Origin of the sequence: Streptomyces sp. NBC_01381 (assembly GCF_026340305.1) — a bacterium.
Lineage (GTDB): Bacteria > Actinomycetota > Actinomycetes > Streptomycetales > Streptomycetaceae > Streptomyces.
This window is the reverse complement of record NZ_JAPEPI010000001.1, coordinates 935,843-952,304: the sequence shown is the minus strand read 5'-3', so window position 1 is coordinate 952,304 and position 16,462 is coordinate 935,843. Positions and strand designations below refer to the sequence as shown.

Sequence of the window (16,462 nt, the reverse complement as noted above, 5' to 3'; positions counted from 1 at the left end):
GGGATACTCGTAGACGAGGTGAGAGGTGCATATGGCGACTCACACGCCGGCTGAGCGCGCCCTGGCTCGCTCACACACCACCGATGATGGCGCGACCAGGTTCAACGTCACCGACCTGACGGTAGACCACCAACCGGACCGCAGCGCCACGTTGACCTACCGGCTCATCATCGAGCGGAAGGGTCACGCCGACGAATGCTGGGTGTTCACACTCCCGTGGGACGACAAGTCCTTTGTGGACGTGCTCACCTCGTCTGCCCCTGATCCTGAGCGTCTTCGCCAACTCGTTGAGCTCGTGCGTGGCCTTTTGGAAGAGTGGTGGGACACCAAGGGGGACAACCGGCGGTCGGCGAAGATGGGACGCCGCTGCTCCTGAGCTGTCTCCACGGGCTGTAAGTGAGACTCTCGGTGCGACCGAGCTCGCCACATTCGCGGGGACCCGACTGCGCCGGCACCGCCCCCTGCGCGTCCCGCCGTAATGGCGCATCCTGGGCGCCCCTCACTTCCACCCCGTCAAGCCGCTCCACTGTGCTGCCCGGGCTACAGCTGGCCCGGGCGTCGCAAGGCAGGCAGGCGAGGAAACAAAACCCCAGAAACGCAAAAATGCGGCCCTCGCTGCCCAGTTTGAGACCGGGTAGCGAGGGCCGCTTCGTGCTCACTCAGAGCGCGAGACCCGCTTCGTCCGCCGCCGACCGTACCCGTCCCACGCTGGCGTGGATCTCAGGTGCGGCCCGGCGGATGAACCGCCCGACGACGCTGTCTGCGCCGTAGCGGCCCAGAATCTCGCTCACCCGCTCCTCGGACGTCGTACGCCCACCGTCCGGCGTGGTGGTCATATCGCAGTACACCAGTGCGTCCACCAGCAGAGGATCGTCGAGTAGCGGGAACTCGTCGGCCAGCTCAGCGCGAAGCCCACGCTCCTCGGCCTCCAGGAGGGCGAAGGAGTGGTTCGCCACGAGGCGGAGTACGCCATCGTCGAGTGTCCGCAGATGACGCGCACCGTCAAGCGGGTGGAAGCCGGTGTCGACGCGTGGCGGCGCGTACCCGACGTCGTGCAGAACGGCTGCCGCCTCCAGGGTCTCAGCTCCTTTCCCCACAAGGGGCGCGAGCCGCCCGGCGCAGGAGGCCACCCCCTGCGTGTGCGCCCACCTCCGCGGCAGGCTCTCACTCAGCAGTGCTTCCGCCAGCTCGTACGCATGCCCGGCTGTTGTCACCCCGGGAGGATACGGCTGAAGCAGCGCGCGGGGATACGGTGACAAGCCTCGCCGTAGCAGGCAACGACCGCCTGCAGCATCGGGCCACTGACCTGGCAGAACACGCTGATCCGTGGTCTCAGTTCTGGTCTCATTCACATACGTCCGGGACCGTTCAGAAGCCCCACCACCCCCAGTTCCACCGCAGGTCAGGACGCTCCCGCACACCCCAGAACCCCCAGACGAACATTTGGAAAGCGTGTTGGGGGCAACCCCTCACGAGTTCGAATCTCGTATCCTCCGCCAGTGCCTCACGGGGCACGAATCGAAGGGCCCCACCGTTCGCGGTGGGGCCCTTCGACGATTCTCAGTGGGCGTTCTGTGAGCCCAGGGCTTCGCAGAGGGCCTTGGCCCGCAGGCCCTGCTCGTCGTCCTCGAACAGGGCGAGGATCTGCCGGTAGGCGGCTCGGGGCGGCCGGGGTCGCTGTCCTCGACGATCTCAAGGACGGTCTGGCGGGTGATGCCCAGCGACCGGCCGTGCTCGACGACAGCGTTCTTGAACCCGGCATCCACCCAGCCCTTGGTCACCGGCGGGTTTGGCGCGGCCAGCTTGTCCGGCAGCGTGATTCCGATCGCGTTGTCGTGGAGCTCGCGGCGACCACGATCACGGCGATGAGCAGGCCGAGCACATCGGTGGCGCTTGCGGCCCGGCCTCCTCTTGCCCGGATCCAGCCCGGTCGTCTCCTTGGGTTCGTTGACCGAGGCGTGCACCGTCTGCGCGTCCATCACGATCGCGGACGGGTCCTCGTGACGGCCCCTCGACTCGCGGACCTGCCGGCGCAGCAGGTCGTGGATGGCCTGATCGGTGCCGTCATCGCGCCACTTGCCGAAGTAGAAGTAGTAGTACACGGCGGTGTACGGCAGGAAGTCGTGCAGCAGGTAGCGCCTGATGTGGAACCGAGCGGGGCTGGCCTGTCGCCATGGCCCCCATGCCGTGGGGCAAGTTCCCCACGCTCGCCAAACATCAACAGGCCCGCCGGTGGCTGATCCCGTACTGGCCGGTACTGACACGGTCGCTGGCTGGATCGGGGACATGCTCGAACGGCCCTGCCAGCGATCAGCGAAGGCGCCGCTGCATCCGGAGATGGGTCTGGCGAACGCGACTGTCGAGCAACGCCTGGTGGCCGTACGTTCCTTCTACGAGTACCTGGTGGAAGACGGGAGGCGACTTCCCTGAACCGCTGAAACTTGGTCGTTTCTGCCCGCAGATGGATCAGGCGATGGCGCACTACGGGCCGTTCGTGATGAACAGCCACGCCGAACTGGCCCAGGCGTTTGATGACTTCAAGGCGGGGCGGTTGGGGCAAGTGCCCGCAGACGAGTCCTAGGGGACCGTACCCCGTTCCCGGCAAGGGGCTCTCGGCCAGGCGGCCACCTCACACCAGCCGCGTTGGAAATAGACCTGCCGCCCGCGACCTGGCCGGGCGGCAGTCGAACCTCTCATCACGTCTCCACGGCACCTCTCGGGCCCGGTGACACCACCCCAGGCCATCCGATCGGCCGGGGGAGCAGCCATATGCCGGGCCCGGAGGTCAGCGGACCTCTCGCAGGACCGCAAAGAACATGAAGAGGGGAGGGCCTTGAGGGAGGAGCGTGTAGCGCGGCTGGCTCAGAACGCCTGGCTGTTGCAGCCCATGTCCGAACCGAGGTGGTTGGGCTGTGCACCCGGGCTGCCCTCGCCGTTGAGCGCGTTGGCCAGCACCCCGTTGAGGGCGCCGACGCTGCCGAGCACGTCGATGTTCATGTCGTGCGAGCGACACTCGATGCCCTGCGTGACGTCGAAACCGTCGTGTGCCCCCGCCTCGCCGTGTGCGAGGGCGGTGCCGGCGCCGAAGGAACCTACACCGCCGAGGACGGCGCCCACGATGACGGCCTTCTGAAGCATGCGCATTCTTTCTCCATTGGTCGAACGGATCTGATCTGCAGCAGATCGAGTTGGGAGGGTGGACAACTGCGGGGAGGCCATCAGCCGAGTCGGGGCAGACCGAGTTGGCCCACCGGAGGCGCCGCGACCTGTCCGAGGCCGACCGGGGATACCTGCGGTGCGCCGGGCGCGAGCAGCGGATTGATGATCGGGTTCACCTGCGGGTTCACCTGCGGGTTCACCTGCGGGGCGACACGCGGCGCGGGCTCCGGCTGGAAGGCCTGGGGCAGGGCGACCTGCGGGGCTACCTGCGGCATGACCTGCGGCGACGTCTGCGGGTTGACCTGCGGCGCCGGCTGCGGGGCGGCCTGCGGCAGGACCGGCGCCGGCTGCTGCTGAGGGGCGGCATGCTGCGCGGCGTACGGCGAGCCGGAGGCGTGTGCAGTGCCACTCGACACGGCCGAGGCGGAGGCGTAACCGCTCTGCTGCGGGGCGGGTGCGGGGGCTGGCGCCTGGGGTGCTTGCCACTGCGGGGCGGGTGCGGGCGCTGGCGCCTGGGGCGCAGGCTGCTGGTACACGGGTGCGGGCGCTGGCGCCTGGGGCGCAGGCTGCTGGTACACGGGTGCGGGCGCTGGCGCCTGGGGCGCAGGCTGCTGGTACACGGGTGCGGGCGCTGCCGCCTGGGGCGCCGGGTAATCGGGCGCAGGCGCCGGAGCGCCGCTGTACCCGACGGGAGAGTCGGCATGGCTGACGCCGGCGCCGATGGCGGACAGACCGCCGGCCGCTGCTGCGACGAGCACGGCCTTGTGAAGCTTTCGCATGGAACCCTCGGCCCTTCAATACCTGTGCAGGGAAATCCGTTGTATTTGAGTGCAGCCCTGCGTGCGCCCAGCCTGATGTTCGTACTGCGCCCCAACAGGGCAATCCTGGGCTGTCACGTGGACTTCACGCCGGAGCCGACAGAGTCTCTCTGCTGGATTCGTGATCGCTGCCCTCTCCCAGTTGGCAACGACATTTCCTCCGGCTCGGTCACGGGACCCAAAACTCCGTCACCCGTTTGCGATCGATCGGATTAACGGCTTTGTTCCCGTCCGATGTGGCCCCGGCTGACCGGCGTTCCGCTGATGGTTCACACCCTGTGGCAAATGGGTGACCACACCCCGGCTCCCGTGACTGGGCCCGTACTGTTCTCGTTCCCCACTCGGCTAGAACGATGGTCCATCACAGCCGCACGAGGCAGCAAGAACAGCAACAACTGCACTGGTCTCATCAGCATTTCAGTACGTTCCAAACACAGGTCAATGAAGGGCCGAGGGTTCCATGCGCAAGTTTCAACAGGTCGCGCTCGTCGTCGCAGCTGCCAGCGGTCTGTCCGCCATCGGTGCCGGTTCCGCCATCGGCGCCACTCCCGTTACATACAACGGTGCTGTTCCGCCCCCCGCCACGCAGCCGGACGCCCAGGCCGCCTCGATGACCAACTCGCAGGCCAGTGTGCAGACTTCCGGCTCGTCGACCCCGCAGCAGGCGGCGCCGCAGCGGCCCGCCGAGGTCAGCCCCCAGGTCAGCCCCCAACTGAACCCCCAGATCAGCCCGGAGCTCTCCTCGCAGCCGCCCCAGGCGCAGGGGCAGGGGCAGGCACAGGCGCAGGCGCAGGGGCAGAACCAGCACAACCTCTTCCGTCCGTACCAGGAGTGCAGCCCGCAGTCCCTGCTCGATGCGAATCTCCCGGTCGCCCTGCTCGCCGCCGCCGAGACCCGGGGTGTCGACTGCACCCAGGCCAACAGCCAGGCGAACGCCGCCGCGAGCGCCCAAAGCTAGGGCAGCCGGACGGCCGGACACCAACGCCCAGCACGGGCCCTTCGGGGATGGATCGCCCCCGAAGGGCCCGTTCGTTGTGCGATGCGGCTTCAGGATGCTTCCGCGACAAGATCGCGAGATCCGGCGCGTCGCAGTCCGTTTTGCGGGTATTTCGTACTAATCTCCCATCACTGTACGAAGTCGATCTGTTACAGATCGCGTTCACCTCACTCCACCGGAGATGACATGCAAAAGCTTCGCAAGGCTGCCGTCCTGGTCGCTGCCCTCAGCACCGTCGGACTCCTGAGCGCCGGCACCGCCCACGCCAACGACGGCGGCGGCCACGGCAAGGGTGGCAAGCTCGACATCCACCAGAGCTCCAACTGCAAGTCGCACGACCTGAACCTCGACGTCCTCGGCCAGGTCGGGCTGCTCAACGGCCTGCTGGGCAACGCGCTCAACGGCGAGGGCAACCCGGGCGCGCAGGACACCCACCTCGGTTCGAGCATGGGCTGCAACAACAGCGCCTTCTAAGCCCGTGACGGTCGCATAGACGGCCGAGAGCGGGAAAATGGCCCCGGCACCAAGCCTCCAGGCGCGGCGCCGGGGCCTTCTTCTGTGCCTGTGTCGAAATGACAAGCAGGTCGGCATTGTTGGCGGCGGCCGAGCCGACGGGGCCTGGTGCCAATGACGCGATTCACTCACGGGGCACGGTATTTCCCGACCATCGGCCAAGGTGGTGAGGATTCCCCGAATTCGGCGCGCCGCACGATGGTGTGGGGATATTTCTTATTAGTCTCCGTAATTGAACGAAGTCGATCTATCGCAGATCGCACTCACCTCACTTCACCGGAGATGACATGCACAAGCTCCGCAAGGCCGCCGTCCTGGTCGCTGCCCTCAGCAGCGTCGGACTCCTGAGTGTCGGCACCGCCCACGCCGATGGCGGGGGCGGCCTGGGCTCGGGCAAGCACGGCAATGACCTCAAGATCAATCAGAGCACCACCTGCAGGTCGCACGACCAGAACATCGACGTCCTCGGTCAGGTCGGCATCCTCAACGGCCTGGGCGGCAACCTGCTGAACGGCGAGGGCAACTCGGGCGCGCAGGAGACCTCTCTGGGCTCGAGCATGGGCTGCGACAACAGCGTAGGCAAGTAAGTCGGAAGCTTCCTCGGTGCCGCGGCCACGGGCCGTGGCACCGAGGTTTTTATATCGCCGGGAATCCCTGGCCCATATCGCCGAGGAACGGGATGGTTCCGGTCGAACGTCATCCCGGAAATCCAAAATGTCGGACCGGGAGCGGATCCCGGCCCGACATTCGCCGATTGCGCCTCAGAACGTGAAGTGAGGTCGCTTGAAACCCTTGGGCAGGGGCGCCTTGTTGGAGCATTCCAGAATCGGCCCGACGTGCTTGGATCCTTTGCTCAGCGCGTTGTCGTTGGGCAACGGATAGGGCGGCTGGCTGACCGTCTCGCATTCCTGCGTCTGCCTGACGACAAACCTGCCGTGCTTGTCGGTGTGGACGGTCTCGCTCTTGCGAATGCAGATGGTTTCGCCCTTGGCGACGTTGGTCTTGCAGTCGCCTGGGCGTTCATGGGCGTACGCCTGCTCGGCGCCGACGCAGATTACGGCGAGACTTCCGAGGAGCCCCGAGACGGCTGCGATCTTCTGCCGACTGAACATGTGCTGCGCTCCTTACAATCGAGGCCCGGGCGCCAGGGCCGTTGATCGGCGTGCGCCCGAGCCGTGGAAAACTTCCGACTAACGGGATCCAGCGCCTGACGCGTCTTCAGCTGCGTCCGGCGACGGCATTTGATGCAGCCCGGGCGCGCACCCTCGTGGGGTTGCTGCGCCCGGGCTGCCTTGCTGTTGAGGGTGTTGTCCAGCACACCGTTGAGCCGCCCGAGCTGATCCAGGACATGGACATTCAGATCGTGCGACTTGCGTACGGTGCCTACCGTGTTCTGGCAGACGTCGATGCGCCTGTTGTGGCGCTCCGAGGCGATGCGCGACGCGATGGTCCGCAAGGCGACTGATTGCTGGGCCGACCAGCGTGCGGGCTGCGGCGCGGAACCTGCGAAACGGCTTATGGGGCCCACTGTGGCGTGGGGTACGGAGCCACTCGCCCCGCTACCGCTTCGGCTACGACCGCAGCCCGCTGAAACTTGCGCATCGGGCCCTCGGCGCTTCTTTACCCGTGGTGACCCTGCGGCGTGTAGCTGACACCGTTCTGCGGCGCGAACCACGGAGCCGCCTGGGGGCCACCGTGCGGGTGACCCTGCGGGCCGCCCCAGTTGGCCACGGCGTTGGCTTGCGAGGAAGCAATCGCGGTGATCCCACCGTCGTCGCCGCCGTGAGCGAAGCTGATGCCGGCGCCGAGGGTGGAGAGCCCTGCGACCGCTGCGGCTACAACCGCGGCCCGCTGAAACTTGCGCATAGTTTGACCCTTTCTTAGCTGGGCGTGACGCCCTGGCTTGACTACTTAATGTGAGCATATACACACGCATCGTAGCCATCTGGGATCTTGGGTCCTTTTTGTGCGTGTCGGCCTATTGCGAGGCACCCCTCCGTCCGCCCGGCCGCGGACTCGAAGGGGGATGAGGCGGCTGGTAAGGCTGCTGGTCGTGGGCTCACCGCTCTCCCTTGAAACGACACTGCCTCGGGGTCGAGTCACGGGAGGTGAGGGACAGTCACCCGTTTGCCCGCCGACGCGCGGACGCAGAAGCAGCGGATGACCGGCCCCGGTTACCCCGGTCCGGCCATCCGCTGCTTGAAAGGTGAGGAAGGCGCCAGAAGGTTCCGCCCGGGGCTCAGCCCAGCAGGCGCACCAGTCCCACCGGAACCTCGTCACTGTTTTCGGGTGCCGAGTTGACGGGTGCCGGCGTCGTGTTGGGCGAGTTGGGGTTACAGGTCACCTCGGGCCCGAGCCGCGTCTGCCCACCGCTCAGAAGGCCGACGACGGGCAACGTCAAGGGCTGCACCGGCGTGCACTTGTCCGAGCGGATGACGAACCGTTCACCCTCGGGCGACACGATGGTCCGTTGGACGCAGGTGGTGTTGCCCTGACTGTCGACAGGGCAGGCGCCCGCGGCAGACGCCTGGGCGCCGCTGGTAAAGGTCACGACGAGGCTGCCAAGTAGCCCCGAGGCGGCCGCGATCTGCTTCGTGCTGAACATTTATGCGTTTCCTTTGTGGGGGGTACCCCGGGCGCCCCGCGCGGCCAACCGGCCGCGCCGGGCCCTGGGGATATCGGAGGGGCGGGCTCCGGCGTCCGACCCATGTCCGGGACGTTCGGGTCCATTTCGCGCCGAGCCGATAGTCGCCGCCTGTACCTCCGTCAGTGCGGGAGGTACCGGCGCCGAGGAACGCGATGCTGCAGAGGGCGACTTCCGCGACGTCCGCCGTGCGACGCGCCCCTTCAGGGGCGACCCCGCTCGCGCGGAGCGTCGTGCACGATTACGCCGCCGACCTCAGTCAGAGAGCCGAGTGGTGAAGGCGTTGTTGTACTGGCCGCAGGTGGTGTCGAAGGTCTCGGCGAGACCGAGCACGGCGAGCGGGACGTTGGCCTCGCCCCCCGTCTGCGGACTGCACTCCTGGTAGGGGCGGTAGAGGTCGGACGCCTTCGCATTGCCGTCGGCGTAGGCGGTACCGGCGGCGACGCCGATGGCGGACAGACCGCCGGCCGCTACCGCTGCGATCATGGCTGCCTGCTGAAACTTACCCATGGAACCTCGGTCCTTCATTGCCTGTACGTTGAGGCTGATTGCCTACCGTGACCGGGCGAACACTAGCAGTAGTTATCCGGGGGATTCCAAGCTGGCGCATGTCCCGTGTCCAAGCGCGGACTTGGGTGCATACGGGGACGCTGAAGGTCGGGAGGATTTTCGTCATGTGGATGTGGCGATCGATGCTGTGGGACGGCCGGGTGAGGATGACCGGAGGACGCACGTGATCGACGTCAGCGACATCGGCGACATCGGCGCTTTCCTCGGGCTGGACGTGGGCAAGGGTGAACACCACGCCACCGCCATCACTCCGGCCGGGAAGAAAGCCTTCGGCAAGCTGCAGGCCAAGCACCAGACCGTGATGGCAGTCGTGGACCAACCGGCCTCGATCGGTGCTCTGCCGCTGGCGGTGGCCCGGGACTTGGGCTACCCGGTCGCCTATCTGCCGGCCTGACCATGCGGCGAATCGTCGGCTTCGACGACGACCTGGCCGGCGAAGCTACGACCCGCAACCCGCCCCAACAGCTTGACCAAACCCGTAGGGGCACCCCCCGAGTGCCTCAACTCCGGGTTCAACGAGTTCCATTCGAAGAACGGCTCCCTCACCGCGTACGAGAAGTAGGCCCTCGGCCTGGGCCAGAAGGAACTGCGCGCCCTCAAGCGCGACCGGCTCGTGGGCTGAAACGCCTGGGTCGACCCCACCGGTTGCCAGGCAGCCCAATTGGCTCACACCCGCCGATCACTTAATCCACTCAAAGGTGGGAAAACATCATGTTCCAGGAGACTCTGTTCGCATTCACGGCATTCCCTTGATCGGGTCCACCCGATCAGGGCTCCAACTGCGAACGGAGACGCCCGTGCGAATGACCGACATCCAGCGTTGTGAGGTCCGGCCCGGACGGCTTGTCGAGTGGGCGCTCAGTCCGGCGACCGTCACGGCGGCGGCGGGCCTTCCGGAGGACCCCCGGCCGCCGGCGTACGTCCAGGAGTCGCACATCAGGACCGCCCGATCCGTGCGGGAGGACGGCCTGTTCGTGCCGACCTGGCTCGGTACGGCATTCGATATCCCGGGCAGGGTCGACCTCGACGCACTGCAGGACGCGCTGCGCGGCTGGACGCTCCGGCACGAGACGCTGCGCAGCGGCTTCCGCTGGGACGGCGACGAGATGCGCCGGTTCACGCTCGACACCGAGGCCGTGTCACTCCACCGCGAGGTGGTCGGCGACTTCCCCGACGCGGAGCAGCTCGTCCAGCACCTGCAGGACCGTTTCGACGCCGCCGCGAACGCGCTGAGCTGGCCCAACTTCCTCTACACGGCGGTCATCAGGGACGACGGCGCCAGCGTGTACATGGCCTTCGACCACAGCAACGTCGATGCCTACTCCATCCAACGCCTCCCCGCCGACATCCACGAGCTCTACGCGGCAGCCGTCGAGGGCCGCCCCGTGCAGGAGCCGCCCGTCGGCAGTTACGTCGACTTCTGCGAGATCGAGCGGGCGGAAGCGGACCGGATCGACGACACTCACGCGATCGTCGGCCGCTGGCGGGAGTTCATCCGGCGGTGCGACGGGAAGCTGCCCAACTTCCCCGTCGAACTCGGTCTGAAGCCCGGCGGGCCCCTGCCCACGCAGAAGCTCATGCGCGAGATGCTCGTCGACGCGGACACCGCCGCGGAGTTCGAGGAGTACTGCCGACCCTTCGGTGGCAGCCTCGTCGGCATCCTGGCCGCCACCAGCCTCATCGTCCACGAGATCGGCGGACAGCCCGTCTACCGCGCCGTCATGCCGTTCCACACCCGGGTGAAGTCGACGTGGTGCGACTCCGTGGGCTGGTACGTCGGTGGCGCGCCGATCGAGATCCCCATGGACCAGGCACTCGATTTCCCCGCTGCCCTGACAGCCGTGCGTGCCGAGCTGCGGGCCAACAGGTCGCTGGCACGTATGCCTCTCGCCCGAGTACTGCGCCTGCTCGGCTCGGACTTCCGCCCGACCTCGCCCGACCTGTACTCGATCGTCTCGTACGTCGACGCGCGAGGCATCCCCGGGTCGGAGCGCTGGGACGAGCTGACGGCTTACGGACTCATCAGGGTGTCCTACGGCGACCAGGTGTGCGTCTGGCTCAACCGACTCCAAGAAGGCCTGTGGTTCGCCTGTCGCTACCCCGAAACCGACGCCGCCTACAAGAACATGCGGCTGTACTTCGAGCGGTTGCGGGACGTCATCCTCACAGTGGTCCGCGAGCAACGCGCTCACCGTGAACCGGCATCACACGCGGTGCACGACATGGTCTGACGGAGCGTCACCCTCCCGGTGCGCTCCGGCGTGCCGGGGACCAGACCATCGCCTCGCTCCGTGAGGCAGCGCAGGCGTGAGCCGGCGGTTCATGTCCGCATCGTGCGTCCTTCGGGTCCGAATTCATCGTTGGCAGCGTTGGCAGCCCGTGTGAGCGACTCCACCGCTTGTCGCTCTTCCTGGTCGCCAACTCCCGTGTACGGGAGTCGAGGTGATGAGCGCTTGGCGAATGGTTGCTGCCGGGCGCCCGATGACGACCGCGCAGTCCTCGGGCGTCAGGCTCGTCACCGGTCCGGCTCGATGTTCTGGTTGGCGTGGAAGAAGTTGGCCGGGTCGTAGGCGTTCTTGATGCCCGTGAGGCGGGCGTAGTGGTCGCGGTAGGTGGCCTTCACGCGGTCCTGGCCCTCGCCGTCGCCGATGAAGTTCACGTAGGCGCCGCCCATCGAGTGCGGGTGCAGCTCTTCCCAGTAGTCGACGCACCACTGTCTGATCGTCTCCGCGTTCGCCGGGTCGGGGTCGACGCCGCCGATGATTCCGGACCAGACCGCGTCGCGGTACGCCCACGCGGTGTCCTCCTCGTCGACGCGGGCGGCGGCTCCGTCGACGGGATAGAGGTGCATGGTCGACAGGTCGGTGGGGAGGTTCTCGGCGTACTTGGCGTGCACGTCGACGGCGCCGTCGGTGATCCGGTCGAAGAAGTCGCCGCGCCAGTACCACTGCAGGCCGGTGGGGATCAGCTCGTCGAACATGCTCTGCAGCGCCGGGTACGGCATCGGCGCCGTGAAGTGGAAGATCGGCTTTCCCGGTTCGTGCACGGCGGCGAGGGCGTCGTCGGCGTCCTCCGGGTCGCCGAGCCAGCACCACACGACGCCGCACATCCGGTGGCCGTGGATCTCCTCCGGGAACGGCGGGGCGGGCGGGACGGCGAGTGCGGCGAAGAAGCCGTTCAGGTCCTCCGGCGCCTGGGGAAGGAAATCGCGGTACCAGCGCAGGACCTCGCGGGTCTGGTCGGCCGGCCACAGGGTCACCGCCACGACCACGTCGCCCACCGGGTGCAGGCGGAAGCGGAACGACGTGACGATGCCGAAGTTCCCGCCGCCGCCGCGCAGGGCCCAGAACAGGTCGGGGTGCTGCGACTCGCTCGCGACGACGAAGCTGCCGTCGGCGAGCACGACGTCCGCGGCGATGAGGTTGTCGATCGTCAGGCCGTACTTGCGGGTGAGGTGGCCGTGGCCGCCGCCGAGGGTGAGGCCGCCGACGCCCGTCGTCGACATGATTCCGGTGGGGGTGGCGAGGCCGAACGCGTGCGCGGCGTGGTCCAGGTCGCCGAGCTGGCTGCCGCCGCCGACGCGGGCCGTCCGCGCGACGGGGTCGACGCGGGCCCAGCGCATCGGCGACAGGTCGATGGTGACGGCGTCGTCGACCTCGCAGAGCCCCGCGCCGCTGTGGCCGCCGCCCCGGACTGCGAGCTCCAGGTCCCGTTCGCGGAGGAAGTCGACGGCGGCCATCACGTCCGCCGCATCCGAGCAGCGCACGATGGCGGCCGGATACCTGTCGATCATCGCGTTGTAGATCTTGCGGGCGTCGTCGTACGCGGAGTCCTGCGGGCCGATCACCGGGCCGCGCAGAGCGTTTCTCATGTCGTCGAGGGTGGTGCCGTCCATGACGGTCGCTCCTTGCCGATACGCCGATACGCGGACCGCTGCCCCACCCGAGCTCGTGCGCCGGCGTCCTGGCGCCCCCCGTCAGCCGCAGAGCTGACCTCTCCAGCATCCCGCCGGCCGACGGGGCCCGCAATTTGGGCGGGCCGCACCAGGACGGGCAGGGCGGCTCTCATTCCGAGACGGCTCTCACTTGCCCAGACGAATACCTAGACGAAGAAGCTGTCGTGCTTGACGAGGAACTCGCCGAATTCCTCGCCGCCCTTCTGGGCCATCTCCGCCACCTTCTCGAAGTACTCCTCGCGCGGGGCGCCCGGCGAGAAGAGCATGATCATGGAGGCGGGGTCGTCGCTGTCGTTCTTGAAGGCGTGCAGCCCGCCGACCGGCACATAGAGGAAGTCGCCGGCTCCCGCGGTGACCCAGCGGTCGCCGTCGTAGAGCTGCACATGGCCGGACAGGATGAAGAAGGACTCCGAGATCGACTTGTGGAAGTGGGTGCTCGGGCCGGGGGACCTGGGGCCCAAGTCCACCTTGTAGAGGCCGAATTCGCCGCCGGTCGAGGCGTGCGTCGCGAGGTAGTGCGTGCGGTTGCCGCCGGCGCCGACCAGTTCGGGCTCCTGGTCGGCCGACCTGAACACCGCGTTGACTTCGCCCTTTTCGCCGAGGTAGCGCGGCTCCGGATAGGACATCTTCCGCTCCTTCGTTCGTGACACGGGCAGTTGTGTGGCACCCGGCGCCGACCCTATCCAGCGCCGGGGCATCGATCTCGTTAGTTGTACGAAATCGTTCCGGGGCAGGATTAAGCTGGGCTACATGCTTGATATCCGGCGCATGCAGGTGCTCAGGGCGGTGGTCACCAGTGGCTCCGTCACCGCCGCCGCACGGAACCTCGGGTACACGCCCTCCGCGGTCAGCCAGCAGATGGCCGCCCTGGAGAAGGAGGCGGGCATCGCCCTCCTGGAGCGGACCGGACGCGGGGTGCGGCCGACGGACGCCGGGCGGCTGCTCACCGAGTACGCGGTGGCGATCGGCAAGCACGTCGCCGAGGCGGAGACCGCCCTCGCCGAGCTGCGGGCCGGGCGGACGGGGCGGGTCTCGATGCGGTACTTCACCACGGCGGGCACGGCCCTTGTGGCGCCCGCGATCGCCGCGCTGCGGCGCGAACAGCCGCGGGTGAAGGTCGAGTTGAAGCTGTCCGACCCGGACGACCCGATGCCGGATGTGCAAGGCCGGCAGGCCGACATCGCGCTCGTGGTCCGTCCCGGCGGCCAACTCGACGTGGACGGCGTGCGGTTCATCCATCTCCTGGACGACCGGTACCACGCGGTGCTGCCCGCGGGACACCGCCTGGCCGCCAAGCCGCTGCTCGAACTGACGGACCTCGCCGAGGAGCCGTGGGTCGCCAGCGAATCGCCGGGCCCCTGCCTCGACCCGATCCTCGAAGCCTGCGGCGCGGCCGGCTACAGCCCGGACTTCGTGGTGGAGAGCGGCGACTACGCCACGGCGCAGGGCTTCGTCGCCGCCGGTCTCGGCGTCAGCCTCGTCCCCCAACTGGGCCTGGACGCCCACCACTCCGGCGTGGTCGTACGCCCGGTCCACAACCCGGTGCCGATCCGCTCGATCTACGCGGCGGTGCGCGGCGGTGCGCCGGACAGTCCCGCGCTGCGGGGTCTTGTCGGCGCGCTGCGGGACGCGGTGGCTCAGCTGGGGGACGGGGCAGGAGCCGGTGCCGCGTAACACCGCACCGTGACCCACCGCTGCGGGCCCCAGCACTGCTCACCCGTACCGAGAAAGCGCCAGCCCGTACGTTCGTAGAGCGCTGTCGCCGAGGTGTCGGACGCGACGACGTCCAGGACCGGATGGAGCCCCAGCTCCCCGGCCTCCGCCACCACGCGCTCCAGGAGCCGCGCCCCGATGCCGTGCCCACGGGCATCCGGTGCGACGAAGAGCCTGCTGACCACGGCAGTCGCCTCCCCGCTCGCGCGCTTGCCCCACAGCGCGGGCGCCACGTCGTCCGGCGCGCCGGGGCTGAGCACGATGTGCCCGGCGATCCGCCCGTCGAGCTCGGCGACCCAGGCCCCGACGGGGCCGGGCGTGGCCAGCCAGTCGGCGGGCCGCTCCGGCCAGTCGGTCGGGTAGCCGTCGAGCGCGTGCACCTGGGCGAGGGCCCGCACACAGGCGTCGAGGTCGGACGCGTGACGGGAACGGATGCGAAGGTCTTGGGCGGGACTCATCGACGTATGCAAGCACATGGGCCGCAGGCACACCGGGCGCGTAAAGTCTGAGGCGAACAGAGCCTGCATGACATGGGGGAGGCGGCCGCGAAATGGTGGCGCCGGATGAGGCTGTGATCGGTTGTACCGGTGAACTCGTCATCGGCACCCGCGGATCCGCGGGGCCCGGCGAGGTCCTGGTGCGGATCCGCGGGGGTTCCGAGACGTTTCTCGCCTGGTCCGACGAGCCGCTGCCGCACGGCGCCGCCGTGCTCGTGATCGAGTCGCGGGGCAGCCGTCAGGTCGATGTCATCAAGTGGGCTGATCCATTGGACCCGTTGGACGCGTTGACCGGCGACGGTGCCGGCGACGCAGGTTGAGGAGAGTCGATCCATGTTCGGTTACCGCGTTCCCGCCCCTGACCAGGCGATGCTGATCTCGGGTGGCAGGCGAGGTCTCGGGGGCGCCCCGTTCCGTGTGGTGACAGGGCATGGCAAGTTCGTGCTGCCCGTCTTCCGCAAGACCCGCTTCCTGACCCTGTCGATGTGCGAGGCGGAGGTAGTCGAGAACTGCGTGACCCGGCAGGGCATCGCCCTCAGCGTGCGCGCCGTCATCGCGTTCAAGGTCGGCAACGACACGGAGAGCATCGTCAACGCGGGGCAGCGCTTCCTCTCCGACCAGGGGCAGATGTCCGTCCTGACCGGGCGTATCTTCGCCGGTCATCTCCGCTCCATCATCGGCTCCATGACCGTCGAGGAGATCGTCACGGAGCGGCAGAAGCTGGCCATCGAGGTCCTGGACACCTCGAAGTCGGAGATGGCGAAGATCGGTCTGCATGTGGACTCGCTGCAGATCCAGTCGATCGACGACGGCGACACCGGCTACATCGATGCGATGTCCGCCCCGCACAAGGCCGCCATCCAGCGCCAGGCCCTGATCGCCCAGGCGCAGGCCACCCAGGCCTCGTCCGAGGCCGAGCAGGAGGCGGCGCGGAACCAGGCCGAGTACGCGCGGCAGACCGCGATCGTGCAGGCCGAGTACTCCGCCGAGGTCGAGCGCGCCCAGGCCAAGGCCGCCCAGGCGGGCCCCCTCGCGGAGGCGCACGCCCAGCAGGAGGTGCTCGACGCCCGGACCGAACTGGCCGAGCGCGCCGCCCAGTTGCGCCAGCAGCAGCTGGTGGCCGAGGTGGTCAAGCCCGCGGAGGCGGACGCCGAGCGCATCAGGGTCCTTGCCCTCGCCGAGGCCGAGCGGATGAAGATCCAGGCGGAGGCGGCGGCGTCGTACGACCGTGTCGCGCTCGACCGGATGCTGATCGACCAGCTGCCGCTGATCGTGAAGGAGGCGGCGACGGGCCTCTCCGGCGCCAACGTCAACGTACTGAACGGGGCTGACGGCCTCGGCGAGATCGCGGCCGGGCTCGTCGGCCAGGGCCTGACGATCCTGGAATCGGTACGGAACAACTTGGGGACGCCGGCGGGGACGGGCACGGGCTCGGCTGAATCCGTGGACCTCAAGCGGTACTTGGGTGCGCCCGCGCAGCGCCAGGACGCGGACGGCGGCGGCAAGAGCGAGGGCCCGGTCGAGATCGAGTAGCGCGCCCCGCACAGCAGCGGCCCGCCGCCGGGGGATCGCCGGGGGATCGCCGGGGGATCGATC

General features: G+C 68.3%; 20 protein-coding genes and 2 pseudogenes. 11 read left to right on the top strand and 11 right to left on the bottom strand.

The features are described 5' to 3' along the window. Positions 1 to 31 precede the first annotated feature (31 nt). On the top strand, positions 32 to 376 hold the full coding sequence (locus OG453_RS04605; protein ID WP_266864742.1) for a hypothetical protein: 345 nt from the start codon (positions 32 to 34) through the stop codon (positions 374 to 376). 283 nt (positions 377 to 659) lie between these two features. Here the strand turns inward: OG453_RS04605 and OG453_RS04600 are convergent, their stop codons facing one another. Further along, positions 660 to 1,214 carry an HD domain-containing protein gene (locus tag OG453_RS04600; protein WP_266864740.1) on the bottom strand — a complete coding sequence of 185 codons (555 nt, stop codon included), beginning with the start codon at positions 1,212 to 1,214 and terminating at the stop codon, positions 660 to 662. 255 nt (positions 1,215 to 1,469) lie between these two features. Then, positions 1,470 to 2,102 (bottom strand): hypothetical protein, encoded by a 633-nt coding sequence (locus OG453_RS04595; protein WP_266864738.1) that lies wholly within the window; start codon positions 2,100 to 2,102, stop codon positions 1,470 to 1,472. A gap of 184 nt (positions 2,103 to 2,286) precedes the next feature. Here OG453_RS04595 and OG453_RS04590 point away from each other — a divergent pair, with 184 nt between their 5' ends. Then, entirely contained in the window at positions 2,287 to 2,430 is a 144-nt protein-coding gene (locus tag OG453_RS04590; RefSeq protein WP_266864736.1) for a hypothetical protein, read from the top strand. Between the two features lie 31 nt (positions 2,431 to 2,461). Then, positions 2,462 to 2,581: pseudogene (locus tag OG453_RS04585) on the top strand (pirin-like C-terminal cupin domain-containing protein); the annotation flags it as partial. Between the two features lie 281 nt (positions 2,582 to 2,862). On the opposite strand, the gene OG453_RS04580 reads toward OG453_RS04585, so the two are convergent. Continuing rightward, on the bottom strand, positions 2,863 to 3,144 hold the full coding sequence (locus tag OG453_RS04580) for a hypothetical protein (RefSeq protein WP_266864734.1): 282 nt from the start codon (positions 3,142 to 3,144) through the stop codon (positions 2,863 to 2,865). A gap of 74 nt (positions 3,145 to 3,218) precedes the next feature. Next, the gene (locus tag OG453_RS04575; RefSeq protein ID WP_266864732.1) at positions 3,219 to 3,575 is read right to left on the bottom strand and encodes a hypothetical protein; all 357 of its coding nucleotides are present in this window, start codon (positions 3,573 to 3,575) and stop codon (positions 3,219 to 3,221) included. Between the two features lie 862 nt (positions 3,576 to 4,437). Here OG453_RS04575 and OG453_RS04570 point away from each other — a divergent pair. The 3 genes from OG453_RS04570 to OG453_RS04560 all read left to right on the top strand — a co-directional run bounded on the left by OG453_RS04570 (position 4,438) and on the right by OG453_RS04560 (position 6,074). Beyond that, positions 4,438 to 4,935 carry a hypothetical protein gene (locus OG453_RS04570; RefSeq protein ID WP_266864730.1) on the top strand — a complete coding sequence of 166 codons (498 nt, stop codon included), beginning with the start codon at positions 4,438 to 4,440 and terminating at the stop codon, positions 4,933 to 4,935. A gap of 225 nt (positions 4,936 to 5,160) precedes the next feature. Next, positions 5,161 to 5,448 carry a hypothetical protein gene (locus OG453_RS04565; protein WP_266864728.1) on the top strand — a complete coding sequence of 96 codons (288 nt, stop codon included), beginning with the start codon at positions 5,161 to 5,163 and terminating at the stop codon, positions 5,446 to 5,448. A 326-nt stretch (positions 5,449 to 5,774) separates the two neighbouring features. After that, positions 5,775 to 6,074: a hypothetical protein gene (locus tag OG453_RS04560; protein ID WP_266864727.1), complete on the top strand. Its 300-nt coding sequence runs from the start codon at positions 5,775 to 5,777 to the stop codon at positions 6,072 to 6,074. A gap of 174 nt (positions 6,075 to 6,248) precedes the next feature. Here the strand turns inward: OG453_RS04560 and OG453_RS04555 are convergent, their stop codons facing one another. From OG453_RS04555 to OG453_RS04540, 4 genes are all read right to left on the bottom strand, one after another. Further along, positions 6,249 to 6,599 carry a hypothetical protein gene (locus OG453_RS04555; RefSeq protein ID WP_266864726.1) on the bottom strand — a complete coding sequence of 117 codons (351 nt, stop codon included), beginning with the start codon at positions 6,597 to 6,599 and terminating at the stop codon, positions 6,249 to 6,251. A gap of 508 nt (positions 6,600 to 7,107) precedes the next feature. Continuing rightward, positions 7,108 to 7,353: a hypothetical protein gene (locus tag OG453_RS04550; RefSeq protein WP_266864724.1), complete on the bottom strand. Its 246-nt coding sequence runs from the start codon at positions 7,351 to 7,353 to the stop codon at positions 7,108 to 7,110. A 373-nt stretch (positions 7,354 to 7,726) separates the two neighbouring features. Beyond that, positions 7,727 to 8,092, bottom strand: a complete 366-nt coding sequence (locus OG453_RS04545; RefSeq protein ID WP_266864723.1) for a hypothetical protein — start codon at positions 8,090 to 8,092, stop codon at positions 7,727 to 7,729. A gap of 294 nt (positions 8,093 to 8,386) precedes the next feature. Continuing rightward, positions 8,387 to 8,641: a hypothetical protein gene (locus OG453_RS04540; RefSeq protein WP_266864721.1), complete on the bottom strand. Its 255-nt coding sequence runs from the start codon at positions 8,639 to 8,641 to the stop codon at positions 8,387 to 8,389. A gap of 226 nt (positions 8,642 to 8,867) precedes the next feature. On the opposite strand from OG453_RS04540, the pseudogene OG453_RS04535 reads away from it, so the two are divergent. Both OG453_RS04535 and OG453_RS04530 read left to right on the top strand, forming a co-directional pair. Continuing rightward, positions 8,868 to 9,109, top strand: a pseudogene (locus OG453_RS04535) (IS110 family transposase); the annotation flags it as partial. A 389-nt stretch (positions 9,110 to 9,498) separates the two neighbouring features. Then, positions 9,499 to 10,932: a condensation domain-containing protein gene (locus OG453_RS04530; protein WP_266864719.1), complete on the top strand. Its 1,434-nt coding sequence runs from the start codon at positions 9,499 to 9,501 to the stop codon at positions 10,930 to 10,932. 284 nt (positions 10,933 to 11,216) lie between these two features. Here OG453_RS04530 and OG453_RS04525 read toward each other — a convergent pair whose 3' ends face one another. Together OG453_RS04525 and OG453_RS04520 are read right to left on the bottom strand one after the other, a co-directional pair. After that, complete coding sequence (locus OG453_RS04525; RefSeq protein ID WP_266864717.1) at positions 11,217 to 12,596, bottom strand: FAD-binding oxidoreductase; 1,380 nt, start codon at positions 12,594 to 12,596, stop codon at positions 11,217 to 11,219. Positions 12,597 to 12,802: 206 nt separating this feature from the next. Further along, positions 12,803 to 13,282 (bottom strand): cupin domain-containing protein, encoded by a 480-nt coding sequence (locus OG453_RS04520; RefSeq protein ID WP_266864715.1) that lies wholly within the window; start codon positions 13,280 to 13,282, stop codon positions 12,803 to 12,805. Positions 13,283 to 13,406: 124 nt separating this feature from the next. On the opposite strand from OG453_RS04520, the gene OG453_RS04515 reads away from it, so the two are divergent. Further along, the gene (locus OG453_RS04515) at positions 13,407 to 14,330 is read left to right on the top strand and encodes a LysR family transcriptional regulator (protein ID WP_266864713.1); all 924 of its coding nucleotides are present in this window, start codon (positions 13,407 to 13,409) and stop codon (positions 14,328 to 14,330) included. On the opposite strand, the gene OG453_RS04510 is transcribed toward OG453_RS04515, so the two are convergent. Further along, positions 14,294 to 14,827 (bottom strand): GNAT family N-acetyltransferase, encoded by a 534-nt coding sequence (locus tag OG453_RS04510; protein WP_266864711.1) that lies wholly within the window; start codon positions 14,825 to 14,827, stop codon positions 14,294 to 14,296. The two genes, OG453_RS04515 and OG453_RS04510, sit on opposite strands and share 37 nt — an antisense overlap. A 95-nt stretch (positions 14,828 to 14,922) precedes the next feature. Here OG453_RS04510 and OG453_RS04505 point away from each other — a divergent pair, with 95 nt between their 5' ends. Both OG453_RS04505 and OG453_RS04500 read left to right on the top strand, forming a co-directional pair. After that, the gene (locus tag OG453_RS04505; protein WP_266869708.1) at positions 14,923 to 15,186 is read left to right on the top strand and encodes a hypothetical protein; all 264 of its coding nucleotides are present in this window, start codon (positions 14,923 to 14,925) and stop codon (positions 15,184 to 15,186) included. Between the two features lie 13 nt (positions 15,187 to 15,199). Continuing rightward, complete coding sequence (locus OG453_RS04500; RefSeq protein WP_266864709.1) at positions 15,200 to 16,399, top strand: flotillin family protein; 1,200 nt, start codon at positions 15,200 to 15,202, stop codon at positions 16,397 to 16,399. Positions 16,400 to 16,462: the final 63 nt, after the last annotated feature.